At 73.4% G+C, this 18,055-nt stretch carries 13 protein-coding genes and 1 pseudogene; 10 read left to right on the forward strand and 4 right to left on the reverse strand.

Annotated elements, in window-relative coordinates; all coding sequences use genetic code 11:
- From ACIQG9_RS10250 to ACIQG9_RS10265, 4 genes are all read left to right on the forward strand, one after another.
- Positions 1 to 1,641 carry a CocE/NonD family hydrolase gene (locus ACIQG9_RS10250; RefSeq protein ID WP_400399950.1) on the forward strand — a complete coding sequence of 547 codons (1,641 nt, stop codon included), beginning with the start codon at positions 1 to 3 and terminating at the stop codon, positions 1,639 to 1,641.
- A gap of 194 nt (positions 1,642 to 1,835) precedes the next feature.
- Positions 1,836 to 2,693, forward strand: a complete 858-nt coding sequence (locus ACIQG9_RS10255) for a hypothetical protein (RefSeq protein ID WP_400399952.1) — start codon at positions 1,836 to 1,838, stop codon at positions 2,691 to 2,693.
- A gap of 69 nt (positions 2,694 to 2,762) precedes the next feature.
- Positions 2,763 to 3,338, forward strand: coding sequence for an ArsR/SmtB family transcription factor (locus ACIQG9_RS10260; protein WP_400399954.1), 576 nt, complete (start codon positions 2,763 to 2,765; stop codon positions 3,336 to 3,338).
- On the forward strand, positions 3,335 to 4,708 hold the full coding sequence (locus ACIQG9_RS10265; RefSeq protein ID WP_400399957.1) for an MFS transporter: 1,374 nt from the start codon (positions 3,335 to 3,337) through the stop codon (positions 4,706 to 4,708). The genes ACIQG9_RS10260 and ACIQG9_RS10265 overlap by 4 nt, the downstream gene beginning before the upstream one ends.
- Positions 4,709 to 4,753: 45 nt before the next feature.
- On the opposite strand, the gene ACIQG9_RS10270 is transcribed toward ACIQG9_RS10265, so the two are convergent.
- Entirely contained in the window at positions 4,754 to 4,957 is a 204-nt protein-coding gene (locus ACIQG9_RS10270) for a cold-shock protein (RefSeq protein ID WP_091237353.1), read from the reverse strand.
- A gap of 182 nt (positions 4,958 to 5,139) precedes the next feature.
- On the opposite strand from ACIQG9_RS10270, the gene ACIQG9_RS10275 reads away from it, so the two are divergent.
- Both ACIQG9_RS10275 and ACIQG9_RS10280 read left to right on the forward strand, forming a co-directional pair.
- Positions 5,140 to 5,823 carry a class I SAM-dependent methyltransferase gene (locus ACIQG9_RS10275; RefSeq protein WP_400399960.1) on the forward strand — a complete coding sequence of 228 codons (684 nt, stop codon included), beginning with the start codon at positions 5,140 to 5,142 and terminating at the stop codon, positions 5,821 to 5,823.
- A 100-nt stretch (positions 5,824 to 5,923) separates the two neighbouring features.
- The gene (locus ACIQG9_RS10280) at positions 5,924 to 6,538 is read left to right on the forward strand and encodes a DedA family protein (protein WP_400400123.1); all 615 of its coding nucleotides are present in this window, start codon (positions 5,924 to 5,926) and stop codon (positions 6,536 to 6,538) included.
- A gap of 15 nt (positions 6,539 to 6,553) precedes the next feature.
- Here the strand turns inward: ACIQG9_RS10280 and ACIQG9_RS10285 are convergent, their stop codons facing one another.
- Both ACIQG9_RS10285 and ACIQG9_RS10290 read right to left on the reverse strand, forming a co-directional pair.
- On the reverse strand, positions 6,554 to 7,207 hold the full coding sequence (locus tag ACIQG9_RS10285; RefSeq protein WP_400399962.1) for an MBL fold metallo-hydrolase: 654 nt from the start codon (positions 7,205 to 7,207) through the stop codon (positions 6,554 to 6,556).
- Between the two features lie 5 nt (positions 7,208 to 7,212).
- Positions 7,213 to 7,551 (reverse strand): annotated as a pseudogene (locus ACIQG9_RS10290) (maleylpyruvate isomerase N-terminal domain-containing protein); the annotation flags it as partial.
- Positions 7,552 to 7,729: 178 nt separating this feature from the next.
- On the opposite strand from ACIQG9_RS10290, the gene rsgA reads away from it, so the two are divergent.
- The 3 genes from rsgA to ACIQG9_RS10305 all read left to right on the forward strand — a co-directional run bounded on the left by rsgA (position 7,730) and on the right by ACIQG9_RS10305 (position 12,612).
- Complete coding sequence (gene rsgA / locus ACIQG9_RS10295; protein WP_400399964.1) at positions 7,730 to 8,809, forward strand: ribosome small subunit-dependent GTPase A; 1,080 nt, start codon at positions 7,730 to 7,732, stop codon at positions 8,807 to 8,809.
- A 186-nt stretch (positions 8,810 to 8,995) separates the two neighbouring features.
- A complete protein-coding gene (gene uvrA, locus ACIQG9_RS10300; protein WP_400399966.1) occupies positions 8,996 to 11,941 on the forward strand; it encodes an excinuclease ABC subunit UvrA in 2,946 nt (981 codons plus the stop codon).
- Between the two features lie 194 nt (positions 11,942 to 12,135).
- Positions 12,136 to 12,612, forward strand: coding sequence for a Rieske (2Fe-2S) protein (locus ACIQG9_RS10305; RefSeq protein WP_400399968.1), 477 nt, complete (start codon positions 12,136 to 12,138; stop codon positions 12,610 to 12,612).
- A gap of 49 nt (positions 12,613 to 12,661) precedes the next feature.
- Here the strand turns inward: ACIQG9_RS10305 and ACIQG9_RS10310 are convergent, their stop codons facing one another.
- Positions 12,662 to 15,919: a penicillin acylase family protein gene (locus ACIQG9_RS10310; RefSeq protein ID WP_400399970.1), complete on the reverse strand. Its 3,258-nt coding sequence runs from the start codon at positions 15,917 to 15,919 to the stop codon at positions 12,662 to 12,664.
- 195 nt (positions 15,920 to 16,114) lie between these two features.
- On the opposite strand from ACIQG9_RS10310, the gene uvrC reads away from it, so the two are divergent.
- Entirely contained in the window at positions 16,115 to 18,055 is a 1,941-nt protein-coding gene (uvrC, locus tag ACIQG9_RS10315; RefSeq protein WP_400399972.1) for an excinuclease ABC subunit UvrC, read from the forward strand.

Here is an 18,055-nt window from a genome sequence, read left to right on the forward strand (position 1 = left end):
GTGCTGGACCGGCTGGCCACCGCCGCGCTGCGACTGCCGGCCGCGCGTACCCACCGGGTCACCGTCACCCGGGACGTCCCGGTCCGGGTCCGCGACGGCGTGCCGCTGCGCACCGACCACTACGCCCCGGAGTTGCCCGGCGCGCCGACCGTGCTGATCCGCACCCCGTACGGGCGGGGCGGGCCGGTACGGCTGCTCGGCCGGCTGGTCGCCGGGCGCGGCTTCCACGTGGTGATCCAGTCCTGCCGGGGCACCGGCGGCTCCGGCGGCCGGTTCGCCCCGCTGGTGCACGAGCGTGACGACGGCCTGGACACCGTCGACTGGCTGCGCCGCCAATCCTGGTACACCGGGACGTTCGGCATGTTCGGGGCCAGCTACCAGGGTTTCGTGCAGTGGGCGCTGGCCGCCGAGGTGGGGGCGGAGTTGGGCGCGATGGTTGCCGTGGCCACCGCCTCGGCCACCCGGGACTCGACGTACGCCGGGGAGTCCTTCGCCCTGGACACCGTACTGACCTGGGCCGAGCTGCTCCAGGCGCAGACCGTGCCGTGGCTGGCCCGGCAGTGGGAACTCAAGCGCGGGCAGCCCCGGCTCGCCGCCGCCCTGGCCCACCTGCCGTTGAGCGAGGCCGACCGGGTCGCCACCGGGGTGACCGTGCCCTTCTTCCAGGAGTGGCTGCGCCACCACACCCCGGACGCCGACTACTGGCGCGGCCGGGTCTTCGCCGACCGGATCGCCGAGGTACGCGCCCCGGTGGCGATGGTCACCGGCTGGCAGGACATCTTCCTCCCCGGCCAGCTCGCCGACCACGCCGCGCTGCGGGCCGCCGGCGTGCCCACCCGGCTCACCGTCGGGCCGTGGACCCACGGCAGCCCGGGGATGCTGGCGGCGGCGCTGCGTGAGGGGCTGGCCTGGCTCGACGCCCACCTGGGTGGCCGGCCGGCGCCGACGGGCGCCCCGGTACGGGTGCACGTCGGCGGCGACGGGGGCGGCTGGCGGGACCTCCCCGACTGGCCGCCGCCGGCGGTCACCACCCGCTGGCACCTGCACGCCGGGGGCCGGCTCGCCCCGGAGCCGCCGGCGGCGTCACCCCCCGACGCGATCTGGTACGACCCGGCCGACCCCACCCCGTCGCTGGGTGGCCCGCTGCTGGTCGCTCAGCGCGCCGGCCCGGTCGACAACCGGCCCGTCGAGGCCCGGCCGGACGTGCTGGTCTACACCAGCGCGGTGCTGGCCGCCCCGGTCGAGGTGCTCGGACCGGTCCGCGCCGAGATCCACGTCCGCAGTGACCTGTCGTACCTGGACGTGTTCGTCCGGCTCTGCGACGTGGACCGGCGCGGCCGGTCCTGGAACGTCTGCGACGGCCTGGTCCGGGTCGCCCCCGGCCGGTTCCCCGTCGGTGCGGACGGGGTGATCCGGGTGCCGGTGGAGCTCTGGCCGGCGGCGCACCGCTTCGCGCCGGGGCACCGGCTGCGGGTGCAGGTCTGCGGGGGCGCCCACCCCCGGTACGCGCGCAACCCGGGTACCGGCGAACCGCTCGGCACGGCGGTGACGCTCCGTGCGGGACGGCGGGAGATCCTGCACGATCCGGCGCACCCGTCGCTGCTCGTGCTGTCGGTGGCCCCCGCCGACCCCCAGCTTTGACCTATCTGAAGACAACCGCTCTGAGCTGGGGTTCTTCCCGCAACCTCGGTAGCGTCTACCGCAACACCCGATGAGGTGTACCAGCGGTCGGGTCCGCTCTTACGACGGCATACCGCCTACGTGGAGTCACCACCTTTTCTGGCCCTGACGCTGAAGCAGCCGGCACCGTTGGGCCGGCTGCGGGAAGGGACACCATGACCACGGCCCCGGCCAATCTGCTGGCCGTCCGCCGACTCCTGCTCGACACCATCAAGGCTCTCGACCCCGCCTCGGTCGGCATCGTCGGCGATCCGGCCCATCGCGGTGGCTACCACACCGGTGCCGACCGGGTGGTGGCCAACGACTACTCGGTCGTCGAGTCCCGCCGGGACTCCGCCGGTCTCACGCTGCACGCCTCGGCGCTGGACGTCGGCGTGTTCAGCGTGCGGTCCGGTGGCGCCACCCACAACCTGCGCACCTTCTCCGCCTGGTGCGTCGCCCAGTGCCGGGCGGACAGCGCGGACAGCAGAGACCTGCGGGAGATCATCTACTCCCCGGACGGCAAGACCGTCCGCCGCTGGGACCGCCTGGGCAGGCGCAGCACCGGCGACAACTCCCACCTCTACCACACCCACTTCAGTTTCTTCCGCGACTCGACCAAGGCCGGACGGGACCAGACCCCGCTGTTCCGGCGCTACCTGACCAGCATCGGACTCCTGGAGGACCGTGACATGACACCCGAGGAACACGCCTGGTTGAAGACCGTCCACAAGAACCTGACCGTCCTGGACGGACGTAACCCGGTGGGGCAGATCTACACCCGGATGGCGATGGGGGAGGACGACGCCACCCCCGGCTACGTCGTCCCGCACCCCACCCTCAAGTCGCTCGGCGCGCAGCTGACCGCGTTGCAGTCCACGCTCGCCGTGCTGGCCGACGCGGGCCTCGCCGACGAGCAGGCGGTTGTCGCCAGCGTGCTGGCCGAGCTCACCCCGGAGAAGATCGCCGCCGCCATCCCGCCCACCGTCGCCAAGCAGGTCGCTGACGAACTGGCCAAGCGCCTGGTCGCCTGACCCCCATTCGCAACAGGTCTTCCGCAACAGCTATTGCGGAATGCCTGTTGCGAATGGCAGGCTGTCCCGGTGGACGACCAAGAGGTACGGCAGATCACCGACTCGCGGGTGCTGGCCGCGCTGTCCCACCCACTGCGCCGCCGACTGATGGACGCGCTCAAGGTGGACGGCCCGGCCACGGTGGGCATGCTGGCCGAGCGCACCGACCAGGCCCCCGCCAACATCAGCCACCACATGAAGGTGCTGGCCGCCGGTGACCTGGTCACCGAGGCGCCGGAGCTGGCCCGTGACCGCCGCGAACGCTGGTGGAAGCTGGTCACCCGGGGGGTCCGCTGGAACAACCACGACTTCGACGCCGACCCGGCGGCGCGGGCGGTCGCCGACGCCGCCACCTCGCTCAACCTGGACCGGCAGGTGGCGCTGGCCCGGGCCTGGCACGCCGCCGACGAGACGACCCAGGCGGCCTGGGGGGACGGGCCGTTCTCGGCCGACCGGTGGCTGCGGCTGACCCCCGACGAACTGGCCGAACTCGGCACCGAGCTGACGGACCTGCTGGCCCGGTGGGCCGACCGGGCGGTCCCGGACGACGGGCGCGACCGCCAGCCGGTCTTCCTGTTCGCCCACGGCATCCCGGCCCGGCCGTGACCCGGCCAACCACGTCCGCGCCGGGCTCGACGTTGTCGGGCCCGACCGAGGCGGCAACCTCGGCGCCGGGCTCGACCTGGGCGGCAACCTCCGCGCCGGGCTCGACCAGGGCGGCTGATGGGCCGGGCCGGCGCGGTGGGCTGCTGTGGCACCGCGACTTCCGGCTGCTCTGGACGGCACAGACCGTCAGCGCTGTCGGCAGCAACGTGACCACCGTGGCGTTGCCGCTGGTCGCGGTCGCCGTGCTCGGCGCCGGGACCTTCCAGGTGGCGGTGCTCACCGCCGCGGCCTGGCTGCCCTGGCTGCTGATCGGTCTGCCGGCGGGAGCCTGGGTGGACCGGCTGCCGCGCCGGCCGCTGATGGTCGCCTGCGACGTGGCGTCCGCGCTGCTGTTCGTCAGCGTCCCGGTGGCCGCGGCGTTCGGCGTGCTCACCGTCGGCCAACTGCTGGCCGTGGCGCTCGGCGCGGGGGCGGCCCGGGTCTTCTTCGAGACCGCCGACCAGGTCTACCTGCCGGTGGTGCTCCGCGCGGAGCAGGTCCCGGAGGGTAACGCGAAACTCCAGTCCACCCAGACCGCTGCCTACGTGGTCGGGCCGGGCCTGGCCGGGCTGCTCGCGCAGAGCGTCGGCGCGGTCGCCGCCCTGCTGGCGGACGCGGTCAGCTTCCTCGCCTCCGCGTTCTGCCTGCTGCGCATCCGGACCGTCGAGACCCGGCCGCAACGGCCCGACCGCGCCCGGTCGCTGCGCCGGGAGATCGCCGACGGGGTCCGGTTCGTCGTCCGGGACCGGTACCTGCGGGTGCTGACCCTGTTCGGCGCGGCCAGCAACATCGGGCTGGTCGGCTACCAGGCCGTCCTGGTGGTCTTCCTGGTCCGCGAGGTGGGGCTGGCCCCGGGCCCGGTCGGTCTGCTGGTCGCGCTGTCCAGCCTCGGCGGAGTGGCCGGCGCGGCGGTCGCCACCGTGGTCGCCCGGCGGATCGGCACCGCGCGGGCGATCCTGCTGGCCGGGGCGCTGACCGGACCGCCCGCCCTGCTGATCCCCCTGGCCGGCACCGGGGCGGGCCTGTTCTGGCTGCCGCTGGGCGGCATCCTGGTCAGCTTCGGGGTGGCGATCGGGAACGTGGTGAAGGGCAGCTTCCGGCAGACGTACACCCCGCACCACCTGCTGGGTCGGGTGACGGTGAGCGCGCACCTGCTCAACTACGGCACGATCCCGCTGGCGGCGGTTCTCGCCGGGGCGGTCGGCGCCGGCTACGGGCCGGGGCGGGCCGTCCTGGTGATGACCGGCTGGCTGGCGGTGACACCGCTGATTCTGCTGGTGGGGCCGATCCGGCGGCGGCGGGACCTGCCCGTGGCGGCCGCAGCGGGGTGAGGCGCACAGTGGCGGCGGCCCGGGGCCGCCGCCACCGGCACGGACCTACAGCGGACGGACGTTCTCCGCCTGCGGACCCTTCTGCCCCTGGGTCACGTCGAACTCGACCTTCTGGGCCTCCTGCAGTTCCCGGTAGCCGCTACTCGCGATCGCCGAGTAGTGGACGAAGACGTCGGGGCCCCCGCCGTCCTGCTCGATGAAGCCGAAGCCCTTTTCCGAGTTGAACCACTTGACCGTGCCGGTTGCCATGCATCTCTCCCTGTTCACAACGGGTGAACCCCGCCGCTTCGGCGGATGATCGCCCTGTACTGCCCCGACAGTAACCGGCGGATCGCGCTTTTGCCGGCTGAAGTGCCGCAGGCGGACAGAAACTCGCGCGGGTCGCGGCGGAAAGTCGCCCGTCTCGTGGTCGGCTCCGGCATGCTCAACCGGTGACCGGACCGAGCACGGCGGCGTTGACCGAGCTGGAACGGGAGATCGACCTGCCGGGCGACGGGCTGGACCGGCTTCGGCTGGCGCCCGTGCCGTTCGTGCCCGAGGTGCGGTTGCACCTCGCCGAGGACGCGATCGTCTGGTGGGCCCGGATGGAGGCGGCGGCCGGCCGTACCCTCCCACCGCCCTACTGGGCGTCGGCCTGGGCCGGTGGGCAGGCGCTCGCCCGCCACCTGCTGGACCACCCCGAACTGGCCGCCGGGCGCCGGGTGCTCGACCTGGCCGCCGGGTCCGGACTGGTCGCCATCGCCGCCGCGCTGGCCGGCGCGGCCCAGGTCGTCGCCAACGACATCGACCCGTACGCGGTGGCGGCGGTGACGGTCAACGCGCGGGCCAACCGGGTGACCGTGCTGGCCCGGCAGGGCGATCTGCTCGACGACGCCGGGACGCAGGCCGACCTGCTGGTCGCCGGGGACGTCCTCTACGACCGCGAGCTGGCCGGCCGGGTGCTGCCGTACCTGCGGCGGGCCGCCGACGGCGGGGCGCAGGTGCTGATCGGGGACCCGGACCGGGGACACCTCAGCCTGGACGCGCTGGAACTGGTGGCCAGCTATCCGGTGCCGATCACCGAGCCCTCCGTCGACTCCCCGGTCCGCCGGGTGCAGGTGCTGCGGCCCCGCTGAACCGGGCCCGCTCAGGGTGACCCTCAGGGACCCCTCAGGGGGTGATCGGGGGCCGGACCTGATGCGCCCGGACGGCCTCGGGCCATAGCGTCGGGCCATGCTGGACGAACTGGCCCGGATCGGGGACCTGCCGACCACCCTGCTGATGGCGGCGCTCGGGCTGGTGATGCTCGCCGACGCCGTACCGCTGCTCGGGGTGCTCGTCCCCGGTGACGTGGCGATCCTCGCGGCGGTGGGGGTGGGCCGGCCGGCCACCGGCGCGGCGACCGTCGCGTCCGTGGTGGCCGGCTGCCTCGCCGGCTGGTCGCTGAGCTTCCTCGCCGGCCGGGTCTACGGGGAGCGGCTGCGGCGCAGCCGGGTCGGCGGCTGGATCGGCGAGGACCGCTGGACGGCGGCCGAGCGGATCCTGCGCTCCGGTGGCGGGCGGATGGTGCTGGTCGCCCCGTTCCTGCCGGTGTTCAACGCGTTGCTGCCGCTGGCCGCGGGCGGGCTGCGGATGTCGTACCGCCGGTTCGTCGGCTGCGCCGCGCTCGGCGCGGCGGCGTGGGCCGGTCTCTACCTGGCGCTGGGGACGGCGTCCCGGGCGCTGGCCGGGCTGTTGCCGGGCAACCCGCTGCTGGTCACCATGGCGGTGGGGCTGGTGCTGGCGTTCCTGGCGCTGCTCGGCACCCGACGGCGGCTGCGGACGGTGACCGGCGTCGGCCAGCCGGGCTGACCGACGCCGGGCGGGTCACCAGCCCCGGGCCCGCCACTGCGGCAGCGACGGTCGCTCCGCGCCGAGGGTGCTGTCCCTGCCGTGCCCCGGGTAGAACCAGGTCCCGTCGGGCAGCCGGTCGAAGAGCTTGTGCTCCACGTCGTCGATGAGCTGGCCGAAGCGCTCCGGGTCCCGGTCCGTGTTGCCGATTCCGCCGGGAAAGAGAGAGTCGCCGGTCCACAGGTGCGGGGTGCCGGCCGGGTCGCGGTAGAGCAGCGCGATCGAACCCGGGGTGTGCCCCTTGACGTGGATGACGTCCAGCGTCTGCTCGCCCACCGCGACGGTGTCGCCGTCGGCGAGGGACTCGGCCCCGATCGGCAGCCCGTCGGCGTCGTCGGCGTGCACCAGGGCGCGGGCGCCGGTCTTGGCGACCACCTCCTCCAGCGCCACCCAGTGGTCCATGTGCCGGTGCGTGGTGACCACCGCGGTCAGCCCGCGGTCGCCGATCAGGTCGAGCAGTCGCGGTGCCTCGTTCGCGGCGTCCACCAGCACCTGCGCGCCGGTGGCCCGGCAGCGCAGCAGGTAGGCGTTGTTGTCCATCGGGCCGACCGACACCTTGGTGACGGTGAGCCGGTCCAGCTCCCGGACGGCGGGCGGGCCGCCGGGGGTGACGTCTCCGGTGTAGCTCATACCAGGTCTATATCCATTCCGGTGGGCTCGGCAGGGGACCGTCCGGGGTGACGGTCAGCAGGTCGGCGTTGGGCGGGTGGCCGGGCGGCGCCGGCGGCGATGTCGGCGTCCCGGGCGGCGGCGCTGGCGTACATCGGGATGGGCTCGCCGGTGCGGGCGGCGGTGAGCAGGTTGACGAACCCGTCGGCGTTGCGGGCCAGGTGGGTCAGCACGTGGCCGCGGGTCCAGCCGGGCAGCAGGGAGGGGGCCGCGACGGCCGCCGTGTCGAGACCGGCCGCCGTGTGCAGCAGCCGGACGGTCGCGTCGTCCACCTCACCGGTCAGCAGCAGCGGATCCGTGGTCACGCCACGACCCTAGCGGTCCCGGGACGGTCCCGTCGCCGGGGAAATCGCTTTCGGCGCGTCGGCGGGCGGCCTACCGTCGGCCCCGACGCGGCACCGGGACGACGGACGGGGGTGGTGATCATGCCGGTAGCAGTACGCGGATACCGCCACGACCAGCTCCGACACCGATGAGGATGCCATGACCATCGATCTGACCGCCCTCGGCCTGGACGCCGAGCGGGCGGCGTACGCGCGGCGGCGCCCGGACCGCCGGCCCGGCCGGGTGGCCCGGGTCGACCGGGGGGTGTGCACCGTGCTCTGCGCGGACGGACCGGTCCGCGCCAGCCTGGGCCCGGCGGTGCTGGCCGCCGCCGCCCGTGACCTGACCACGTTGCCCTGCGCCGGCGACTGGGTGTTGTTGGCGAGTTGGCCGGACGGCCCGGTGACCGTCGACGCGGTGCTGCCCCGGCGTACCGCGCTGATCCGCCGGACCGCCGGCAAGGACGCCGGCGGGCAGGTGCTCGCCGCCAACCTCGACGCCGCCGCGGTGGTCGAGCCGGTGCACCCGGAGCCGGACGTGGCCCGGATCGAGCGGCTGCTCTCGTTGGCCCACGAGTCGGGGGCCCGGCCGCTGGTGGTGCTCACCAAGGCCGATTTGGCCGCCGACCCGGACGCGGTGGCCCGGCAGCTCACCGCCGTGGCGCCCGGGGTGCCGGTGCTGCCGGTCAGCGCCGAGCGGGGCACCGGGCTGGGCCCGCTGCGTGCGCTGGTCGGGCCGGGCCGCACCCTCGGCCTGCTCGGCCCCTCCGGTGCCGGCAAGTCGAGCCTGGTCAACGCCCTGGTGGGGGCGGAGGTCATGCCGACCCAGGCGATCCGGCGCTCCGACGGCAAGGGCCGGCACACCACCACCTGGCGGGCGCTGGTGCCGGTGCCCGGCGGCGGCGCGGTGCTGGACACCCCGGGGGTCCGGGCGGTCGGGCTGCTGGACGGCTCCGCCGGGCTGGACCGGGCCTTCACCGACATCGCCGAGCTGGCCACCGGCTGCCGGTACGCCGACTGCGGGCACGAGGCCGAGCCGGCCTGCGCGGTGCGCGAGGCGCTGGACAGCGGAGAACTGCCGGTGCGGCGCTGGGAGAACTGGCGGCGGTTGCAGCGGGAGGTGGCGTACGAGAGCCGTCGGCGGGAGACCCGGCTGGCCGCCGAGCGGCGGGGTGGCTGGCGCGGCGGCCGGCGGCGTACGGCGCGTCCGACCCCACCGCCGGGGCCCGGGGGATTCTGAGCGTGCCGGCCCGGTCGCCGGGCCGGCACGACCGGGGTGAGCTGGTGGAACGGGCGCACGAGGAAAGTTGTCGTAGCTCGGGGCTAGAGTTGCCGAGGCGTTCTTCCTGCGCCCGCTAAACCGCTCAGATCCCACTCAGAGCGGACAGATCCGCCCTCACATTCTTATTCCGGGAGTACACGGACCGTGGCCGACCGACTGATCATCCGTGGCGCGCGCGAGCACAACCTGCGTGACGTCAGTCTCGACCTGCCCCGGGACGCCCTCATCGTCTTCACCGGGCTGTCCGGGTCGGGCAAGTCGAGCCTGGCCTTCGACACCATCTTCGCCGAGGGACAGCGGCGCTACGTTGAGTCGCTGTCGTCGTACGCCCGGCAGTTCCTCGGCCAGATGGACAAGCCCGACGTCGACTTCATCGAGGGCCTGAGCCCCGCCGTCTCCATCGACCAGAAGTCGACCTCGCGCAACCCGCGCTCCACCGTCGGCACCATCACCGAGGTCTACGACTACCTGCGGTTGCTCTACGCCCGCATCGGCGAGCCGCACTGCCCGGTCTGCGGTGAGCGGATCTCCCGGCAGAGCCCGCAGCAGATCGTCGACCGGGTGCTGGCGATGGCCGAGGGGACCCGGTTCATGGTGCTCGCCCCGGTGGTCCGGGGCCGCAAGGGCGAGTACCTCGACCTCTTCGCCGAACTCCAGGCCAAGGGCTACGCCCGGGCCCGGGTCGACGGCGTGGTGCACCCGCTGACCGAGCCGCCGAAGCTCAAGAAGCAGGAGAAGCACACCATCGAGGTGGTGATCGACCGGCTCAGCGTCAAGGCGGGGGCCAAGCAGCGGCTGACCGACTCGGTCGAGGCCGCGCTCGGCCTCTCCGGCGGCCTGGTGCTGCTCGACTTCGTCGACCTGGCCGAGGACGACCCGGACCGGGAGCGTCGCTACTCCGAGCACCTGGCCTGCCCCAACGACCACCCCCTCGCGATCGAGGACCTGGAACCCCGGGTCTTCTCCTTCAACGCGCCCTACGGCGCCTGCCCGGAGTGCACCGGCCTGGGCACCAAGAAGGAGGTCGACCCGGAGTTGCTCGTCCCCGACCCGGAGCGCAGCCTGCGGGAGGGTGCGCTCCAGCCCTGGGCCACCGGGCACAACCTCGAATACTTCCTGCGCCTGCTGGAGGCGCTCGGCGAGAGCCAGCACTTCGACGTCGACACCCCGTGGCGGGCGCTGCCGGCGCGGGCGCAGAAGATGATCCTGCACGGCTCCGACGACCAGGTGCACGTCCGCTACCGCAACAAGTACGGCCGCGAGCGCTCCTACTACACCGGCTTCGAGGGCGTGGTGCAGTGGATCGAGCGCCGGCACACCGACACCGAGTCGGAGTGGTCGCGGGAGAAGTACGAGGGCTACATGCGGGACGTGCCCTGCGCGGCCTGCGGCGGCACCCGGCTCAAGCCCGAGGTGCTCGCGGTCACCCTGGCCGGCAAGAGCATCGCCGAGGTCTGCAACCTGTCGGTGGGCGAGGCGGCCGAACTGCTCGCCGGCATCGAGCTGACCGACCGGCAGAAGATGATCGCCGAGCGGGTGCTCAAGGAGATCAACGCCCGGCTGAAGTTCCTGCTCGACGTCGGGCTGGACTACCTCTCCCTGGACCGGGCGGCCGGCACCCTGTCCGGCGGCGAGGCGCAGCGCATCCGGTTGGCCACCCAGATCGGCTCCGGCCTGGTCGGCGTGCTCTACGTGCTCGACGAGCCGTCGATCGGCCTGCACCAGCGGGACAACCACCGGCTGATCGAGACCCTGCTGCGGCTGCGCGGCCTGGGCAACACGCTGATCGTGGTCGAGCACGACGAGGACACCATCCGGGTCGCCGACTGGATCGTCGACATCGGGCCGGGCGCGGGCGAGCACGGCGGCAAGATCGTGCACAGCGGGTCGGTGGCGGCGCTGCTGGCCAACGAGGAGTCGGTGACCGGGGCCTACCTGTCCGGTCGGCGGGAGATCCCGACACCGAAGCGCCGCCGGCCGCAGACGCCGGAGCGCGAGCTGGTGGTGCACGGGGCGCGCGAGCACAATCTGCGCAACCTGACCGTCTCCTTCCCGCTCGGCCAGCTCATCGCCGTCACCGGGGTCTCCGGTTCCGGCAAGTCGACGCTGGTCAACGACATCCTGTACGCGGTGCTGGCCAACCAGATCAACGGCGCCCGGCTGGTCCCCGGCCGGCACACCCGGGTCGGCGGGCTGGAGCACGTCGACAAGGTGGTCGGCGTCGACCAGTCGCCGATCGGCCGTACCCCGCGCTCCAACCCGGCCACCTACACCGGCGTCTGGGACCACGTCCGCAAGCTCTTCGCCGAGACCACCGAGGCCAAGGTGCGCGGGTACGGCCCGGGCCGGTTCTCGTTCAACGTCAAGGGTGGCCGCTGCGAGGCGTGCTCCGGCGACGGCACCATCAAGATCGAGATGAACTTCCTGCCCGACGTCTACGTCCCGTGCGAGGTGTGCAAGGGCGCCCGGTACAACCGGGAGACCCTGGAGGTGCACTACAAGGGCAAGACCGTCTCCGACGTGCTGGAGATGCCGATCGAGGAGGCGGCCGAGTTCTTCTCCGCCATCCCGGCCATCCACCGGCACCTCCGGACGCTGAACGACGTGGGCCTGGGCTACGTCCGGCTGGGCCAGCCCGCGCCGACCCTCTCCGGTGGCGAGGCGCAGCGGGTCAAGCTCGCCTCCGAGCTGCAGAAGCGCTCCACCGGGCGGACGGTCTACGTGCTCGACGAGCCCACCACCGGCCTGCACTTCGAGGACATCCGCAAGCTGCTGATGGTGCTGGAGGGCCTGGTCGACAAGGGCAACACGGTGATCACCATCGAGCACAACCTCGACGTGATCAAGACGGCCGACTGGCTCATCGACATGGGCCCGGAGGGCGGCCACCGGGGCGGCATGGTGCTCGCCGCCGGCACCCCGGAGGAGGTCGCCGAGGTGGCCGAGAGCCACACCGGCCAGTTCCTGCGTCACGTGCTCAAGCTCGACGGGGAGGCCAAGGGCGCGAAGGCGGCGGTGACCCGGGCGGCCAAGGCCAACGGGGCGGCCACGAAGTCGCGTACCCGCAAGGTGCCGGCCGGGGCGCGTTGAGCGACCGGTACGGCGGCCGGGCGGGGTGCCCGACCCCGGCCCGCAGGTCTGCGCGGAGGCCGAGGCGGCTGGCCCGGCCGCCGCACCGCGCGTCGGTGGGGTGGCCGGTTGAACCGTCGGGCACAGTGATGCGTGTGCTCCAGTGAGGCCGCGAGGTCGACGACCGGCGGCGGCAGCCGAGAGAAAGGCCGGAGATGAGTGACGATCAGGTGCTGACCGGGCCCGGTACGCAGACGCGACGCGTCCTGCTCGCCGGTGCCGGCGCGGTGGGGGCGTCGGTCCTCCTGACCGCCTGCGGCGGCGACTCGGACGGCGGGTCGGCCGCCCCGACCAGCAGCGCGCCGGGCGCGTCCGCCGGGGCCGCCCAGGGCGACCGGCAGGCCGCGTCCTCGATCGCGACGACCAGCGACATCCCGGTCGGCGGCGGCCAGGTCTACGCCGCCCAGGGGGTGGTGATCACCCAGCCCACCGCGGGGCAGTTCAAGGCGTTCGACCCGATCTGCACCCACCAGGGCTGCCCGGTGTCGAACGTCGACGGCGGGACGATCAACTGCACCTGCCACAACAGCAAGTTCGCCATCACCGACGGGTCGGTGAAGCAGGGCCCGGCGACCACGCCGCTCGCGGCCAAGGAGATCAAGGTCCAGGGGGACCAGATCTCGCTGGCCTGACCGGCGCCGGCCGGCGCGGGGCGACCCCGCGCCGGCCGGTCCGCCGGGCTCAGTGCGCGTACACCGCCAGCTCCCAGATCGAGAAGCCGTACGAGGTGGCCCGGGTCAGCCCGCGCAGCCGGACGTACCGGGCCGTCTCGGCCGGGAACGCGACCACGTCGGTGCCGCCGTCGCCGGCCGTGGTCGACCAGACGTTGCGCCAGGTCGTCCCGTCGGTGGACACCTCGATCCGGTACGACCGGGCGTACGCCGACTCCCAGGCCACCGTCACCCGGCTGACCGGGCGGGCCGCGCCGAGGTCGACGCTGAGCCACTGGTCGTCCGCCCAGGAGCTGGCCCAGCGGGTGCCGAGGTCGGCGTCGACGGCCTTGCCCGCACCGTAGAAGAGCTGGCTGCTGGACGCGGTCACCGGCCGACCGGCGGCGAGGTTGGTCAGGTCGTCGCCGCGCCGGGCGGGGAAGGAGATCACCTGCTGGAAGGTGGGCCGGTTCTGCCAGGCGACGGTGGCGTGCTTGATCCCGCCGAGCGGGGACTGGATGATCGCGTCCGCGCACCACTGGTCACCGGCCGGGCAGCTCCCGTCGCCCGGGTAGACCTGGGCCGCCGGGGTCGCCGCCGCGGTACGCAGCGCGTCGAGCAGGACCTGCCGGCAGCCGGTCAGGTTCCCATCGCCACAGTAGGTGCGGCCGAGGCCGCCGCGCACCGGGTCGCCGAGCACCGCGCGCAGGTCCTTGTCGACGTAGCCCCACCAGCCGTACTGGAACGCCGAGCCCTTGTGCGCCTGGGCCTCGTTGGCCGAGGTGGGCAGGCTGGACACGTCGCCCTGCTGGTGCCCGGAGGGGGACTCGTTGATCTGGATCGCGTTGACCAGCGACTGGTACAGGTCCGGGCCGAGCGGAGCCCGGAACATCCCGCGTACCAGCAGCGGCCACCAGGCGTCGAAGGTACGGATCGCCTCGGCGTGCCGGTAGACCTTCGACCCCTTCGCGGTCTCCACCCGCAGCGCGCCGTCCTGCCGCCACGCCTTCAACCGGGCGATCTCGGCGGCCAGCGCGGTGTCAGCGACGGGCTGGCTCTCCACCACCCGGATCAGCTCGTCGAGCACCTCCGCGCCGCGCAGGTCGGTCAGCCCGGCCTGCTCGACCAGGGCGGTCAGCGAGCCCCGGTCGAACTTCGTCCCGGCCGCGAGGGCCGCCTTCAGCGGGCGGTCCAGCAGGTTCGCCCGGTGCACCGCGCCGAAGCTGTAGTTGCCGTCCGCGCCGCCGAAGTCCTTGGCCTGCTTGTTGTTCCAGCTTATGTAGTAGTCCTGGTTGACCGAGCGGGGGTGGCCGGCCAGCGGGGCGTAGCTGGCGGTGTTCGTCGCCGGGTCGTACCCCTGCCACTCGTAGCCGGGTTCGGCCTTCATCGGCAGGTTGGGGTTGGCGCCGGCGGCCCGCAGCGGGTTGAGCCCGGAGTTGAAGTACGCCGACTCGGTCGAGTTGACGTAGAACCAGTTGAACGCGTACTCGACGTTGTTGGCCGAGGTGACGAACGCGTCGGCCGAACCCATCTGGGTCGGGTCGTTGAACATCTGGAAGCCGATCGCCGAGTCGGCCTCGTGCCGGTAGGTGGAGCGTAGCTGGGTGAAGGCGTGCGGTCGGCCGCCCACCGTCGCCCGCCAGGAGACCAGGCCGAGCTTCGTCCGCCAGGCGACCAGCTTGTACGACCCGGCGGCGGTGCCGTCGGCGACGGTCGGGCTCCACCGGTTGACGTGCGCGAGCTGCTCCATCGCCAGACACTGGCCCCGGTACAGGTAGCGGTCGCTGGCCAGGGTGGGTGCGCTGCCGTCGGTGGTGCACAGCGGCACCGCGTAGGTGTCGGTGATGTCGTGGATCGAGGAGGTGGCGCTCCACGCGTAGTCCTGGCCCCGGCCGAGCAGCACGTAGAGGTTGAGGCCGGCGAACGCGGCCCCCCGGGCGCTGATCCCCGGACCCTGCAACTCCTGCACCATCAGGAGCTGCGGCGAGAAGTAGCCGGTCTGCGGGCCGAAGACCGCGACCGGGTGGCCGGTGGCCGAGTTCGCGGCGGAGACCAGCGCGGCGTTGGACATGCCCCGGTGCGCCGGGCTGATGGTCAGCCCGGACAGCGCGGCGGCCAGCTCGCCGGCGGCGCTGGTGGTGGCGGTGGCGGTGGTGCGGGCGGCAGTGCTGCCGGCGGAGCCGGTCGGGTCGGTGACCACCGGTTCGACCCGGGCCGAGCCGGCGTCCGGCAGGACCACGCTGGCCGCGTCCGGGGCGGCGTCGCCGTACGGGAAGCTCTGCCCGTCGTGCAGGGTCAGCACGGTCTCCGGGTCGTTCTGGTTGCGGAACGCCGTCCACACCCGGTCGCCCTCGGTGGTGCCGTACCTGGCGCGGGCGGCGATCCGGACCAGTGCGGACTGCATCTCGCTGCCGCCCCCGCCGCCGAAGAGTCCGCCGACCACGCCGGCGATGGCGATCAGGTCGGTGAGCTGGAACGGCTCCGGGCCACCGGCGTTGGTGACCGCGTCGAGGTGGCCGGTGAGCACGTACTCGCCGGGGCAGTTGCGGTTGGCCATGCAGACGCCGATGTAGGCGTTGATGCCGGCGATGTACTCCTGCACGTCGGCGTAGAGCTGCTGGCCGCGCGGGCCCTTGCCGCGCAGCGCCTCGATCTGCGTCGCCAGGTCCGCCTCGGTGTATGGCGAGTTGCGCCAGACGCTCTGCTCCAGCGCCCGGTTGCCGGGGGCGCCGCCGGCGAACGAGGTGAGGGTGCCCCGGCCGACGTGCCGCAGCAGGTCCATGGTGAACAGCCGGTCCTCGGCGCCGGCGTACCCGGCGCCGTACATGGTGCCGCCCCGGGTGGTGCCGGTGACGTGCGGGACACCGGTCGCCTTGTCCCGCAGGATCCGCACGTCCGCGCGGGGCGAGTAGTCGCGTTCGACCTGTCCCTGCGGGACGCCGAAGGACGCGTCGTTGAAGAACGAGCCGATCTGCTCCTCGCGCAGCCCGGCGTAGCCGTAGACCAGGTCGGCGTACCGGCCGAGCTGGTCGCCGGAGTGCCGGGGCAGGGTGCCGAGGGCCTGGTTGCCGAGCACCTCGACGAGGGTGGCGTTGCCGTTCTGGCCGGGCGGCAGGATGTCGCCGCACTCGCCGAGGCAGTGGTCGCCGGCCGCGTACCCGCTGGTGGTGACGGCGGCGGCCGCGGCGGCGGCGGCGGGCGGGGCGGGTGGGGCGACCAGCAGGGCCGCGAGCGCGACGGCGGCGGTGCCGCCGGCGAGCAGGCGGCGGGGGGTGGTGGGACGGCGCATGGTGATCCTCCGAGGGGGTGGGGATCAGGGACGGGGCAGGTACACGAAGAACATTCGGATACCGGATGGTAACGTTCGGCCGTACGACATCGGAAGACGTCAATCGGGATTGGACCGGCCCGGCGGGTCGCTCCGGCCGGGCCGGTGCCGAGGCGACCAGCTCGGCTGTCGGTCCCCCGGACTAGGCTCGGTGGCGTGGCTGATCCCTCGACCTACCGTCCCGCGCCCGGCACGATCCCGGAGTCACCCGGGGTCTACCGCTTCCGCGACGGCACCGGCCGGGTGATCTACGTCGGCAAGGCGAAGAACCTGCGCAGCAGGCTCAACTCCTACTTCGCCGACCTGTGGGGGCTGCACCAACGGACCCAGCAGATGGTCACCACGGCCGAGTCGGTCGACTGGGTCACCGTCGGCACCGAGGTCGAGGCGCTCCAGCTCGAGTACACCTGGATCAAGCAGTACGACCCCCGGTTCAACGTCCGCTACCGCGACGACAAGTCGTACCCGTACCTGGCGGTCACCCTCGACGAGGAGTACCCACGGTTGCAGGTGATGCGGGGCGCCAAGCGCAGGGGAGTGCGCTACTTCGGGCCGTACTCGCACGCCTGGGCGATCCGCGAGACGCTCGACCTGCTGCTGCGGGTCTTCCCGGCCCGCACCTGCTCCTCCGGGGTGTTCAAGCGGGCCGGTCAGGTGGGCCGACCGTGCCTGCTGGGCTACATCGGCAAGTGCGCGGCACCCTGCGTGGGCACCGTCTCCGCCGACCAGCACCGGGCGATCGTCGACGGCTTCTGCGAGTTCATGGCCGGCCGCACCGACACCATGGTGCGCCGGCTCGAACGCGAGATGACCGAGGCCAGCGAGCAGTTGGAGTTCGAGCGGGCGGCCCGGCTGCGCGACGATGTGGCCGCGCTGCGCCGGGCCATGGAGAAGCAGACCGTGGTGCTCGGCGACGGCACCGACGCCGACGTGGTCGCCTTCGCCGACGACCCGCTGGAGGCCGCCGTGCAGGTCTTCCACGTCCGGGACGGCCGGGTCCGCGGCCAGCGTGGCTGGGTGGTGGAGAAGACCGAGGAGCTGACCACCGGCGACCTGGTGCACCACTTCTGCACCCAGGTCTACGGCGGCGAGCAGGGCGAGGCGGACGTGCCGCGCGAGCTGCTCGTCCCCGAGTTGCCGGCCGACGCGGACGCGCTCGCCGACTGGCTGGCCACCCGCCGGGGCAGCCGGGTGTCGCTGCGGGTGCCCCAGCGCGGCGACAAGAAGACCCTGCTGGAGACGGTGGGCCGCAACGCGAAGGACGCCCTCGCCCGGCACAAGCTCAAGCGGTCCGGCGACCTGACCACCCGCAGCAAGGCGCTCGACGAGATCAGCGACGCGCTCGGCATGCGTACCTCGCCGCTGCGTATCGAGTGCTTCGACGTCTCGCAGATCCAGGGCACCGACGTGGTGGCCAGCATGGTCGTCTTCGAGGACGGGCTGCCGCGCAAGAGCGAGTACCGCCGGTTCATCGTCCGGGGGGCCACCGACGACCTGTCGGCGATGTCCGAGGTGCTGCGCCGACGCTTCGCCCGCTACCTCGACGCCCGCGCCGAGACCGGTGAGCTGGGTGAGGAGACCGCCTCGGATCCGGACCGGCCCGGCATCGACCCGACCACCGGCCGACCGCGCCGGTTCGCGTACCCGCCGCAGCTCGTGGTGGTCGACGGCGGCGCACCCCAGGTCGCCGCCGCCGCGCAGGCCCTCGCCGAGTTGGGCATCGACGACGTGGCGCTGTGCGGGCTGGCCAAGCGGCTGGAGGAGGTCTGGCTCCCCGACGACGAGTACCCGGTCATCCTGCCGCGCACCTCCGAGGGGCTCTACCTGCTGCAACGGGTCCGGGACGAGGCGCACCGGTTCGCCATCACCTTCCACCGGCAGCGCCGCTCCAAGCGGATGACCGAGTCGGCGCTGGACACCGTCCCGGGGCTCGGCGAGGTACGGCGCCAGGCGCTGCTGCGGCACTTCGGCTCGCTGAAGCGGCTCTCCGCCGCCACCGTCGAGGAGATCACCGAGGTACCCGGGGTGGGCCGCCGCACGGCCGAGGCGATCCTCGCCACCCTCGACGGCGAGGCGAGGACGGCCGTGGCCGACTGA

This window comes from Micromonospora sp. NPDC092111 (assembly GCF_044755745.1).
In the GTDB taxonomy this organism is placed as follows: domain Bacteria; phylum Actinomycetota; class Actinomycetes; order Mycobacteriales; family Micromonosporaceae; genus Micromonospora.

Bases quoted from the DNA above. Each gene is read 5' to 3' on its own strand.
- rsgA (WP_400399964.1), top strand. From the start codon at position 7,730: ATGACCATCGATCTGACCGCCCTCGGCCTGGACGCCGAGCGGGCGGCG.
- ACIQG9_RS10255 (WP_400399952.1), top strand. From the start codon at position 1,836: ATGACCACGGCCCCGGCCAATCTGCTGGCCGTCCGCCGACTCCTGCTC.
- ACIQG9_RS10270 (WP_091237353.1), bottom strand. From the start codon at position 4,957: ATGGCAACCGGCACGGTCAAGTGGTTCAACTCGGAAAAGGGCTTCGGC.
- ACIQG9_RS10310 (WP_400399970.1), bottom strand. From the start codon at position 15,919: ATGCGCCGTCCCACCACCCCCCGCCGCCTGCTCGCCGGCGGCACCGCC.
- ACIQG9_RS10285 (WP_400399962.1), bottom strand. From the start codon at position 7,207: ATGAGCTACACCGGAGACGTCACCCCCGGCGGCCCGCCCGCCGTCCGG.
- ACIQG9_RS10305 (WP_400399968.1), top strand. From the start codon at position 12,136: ATGAGTGACGATCAGGTGCTGACCGGGCCCGGTACGCAGACGCGACGC.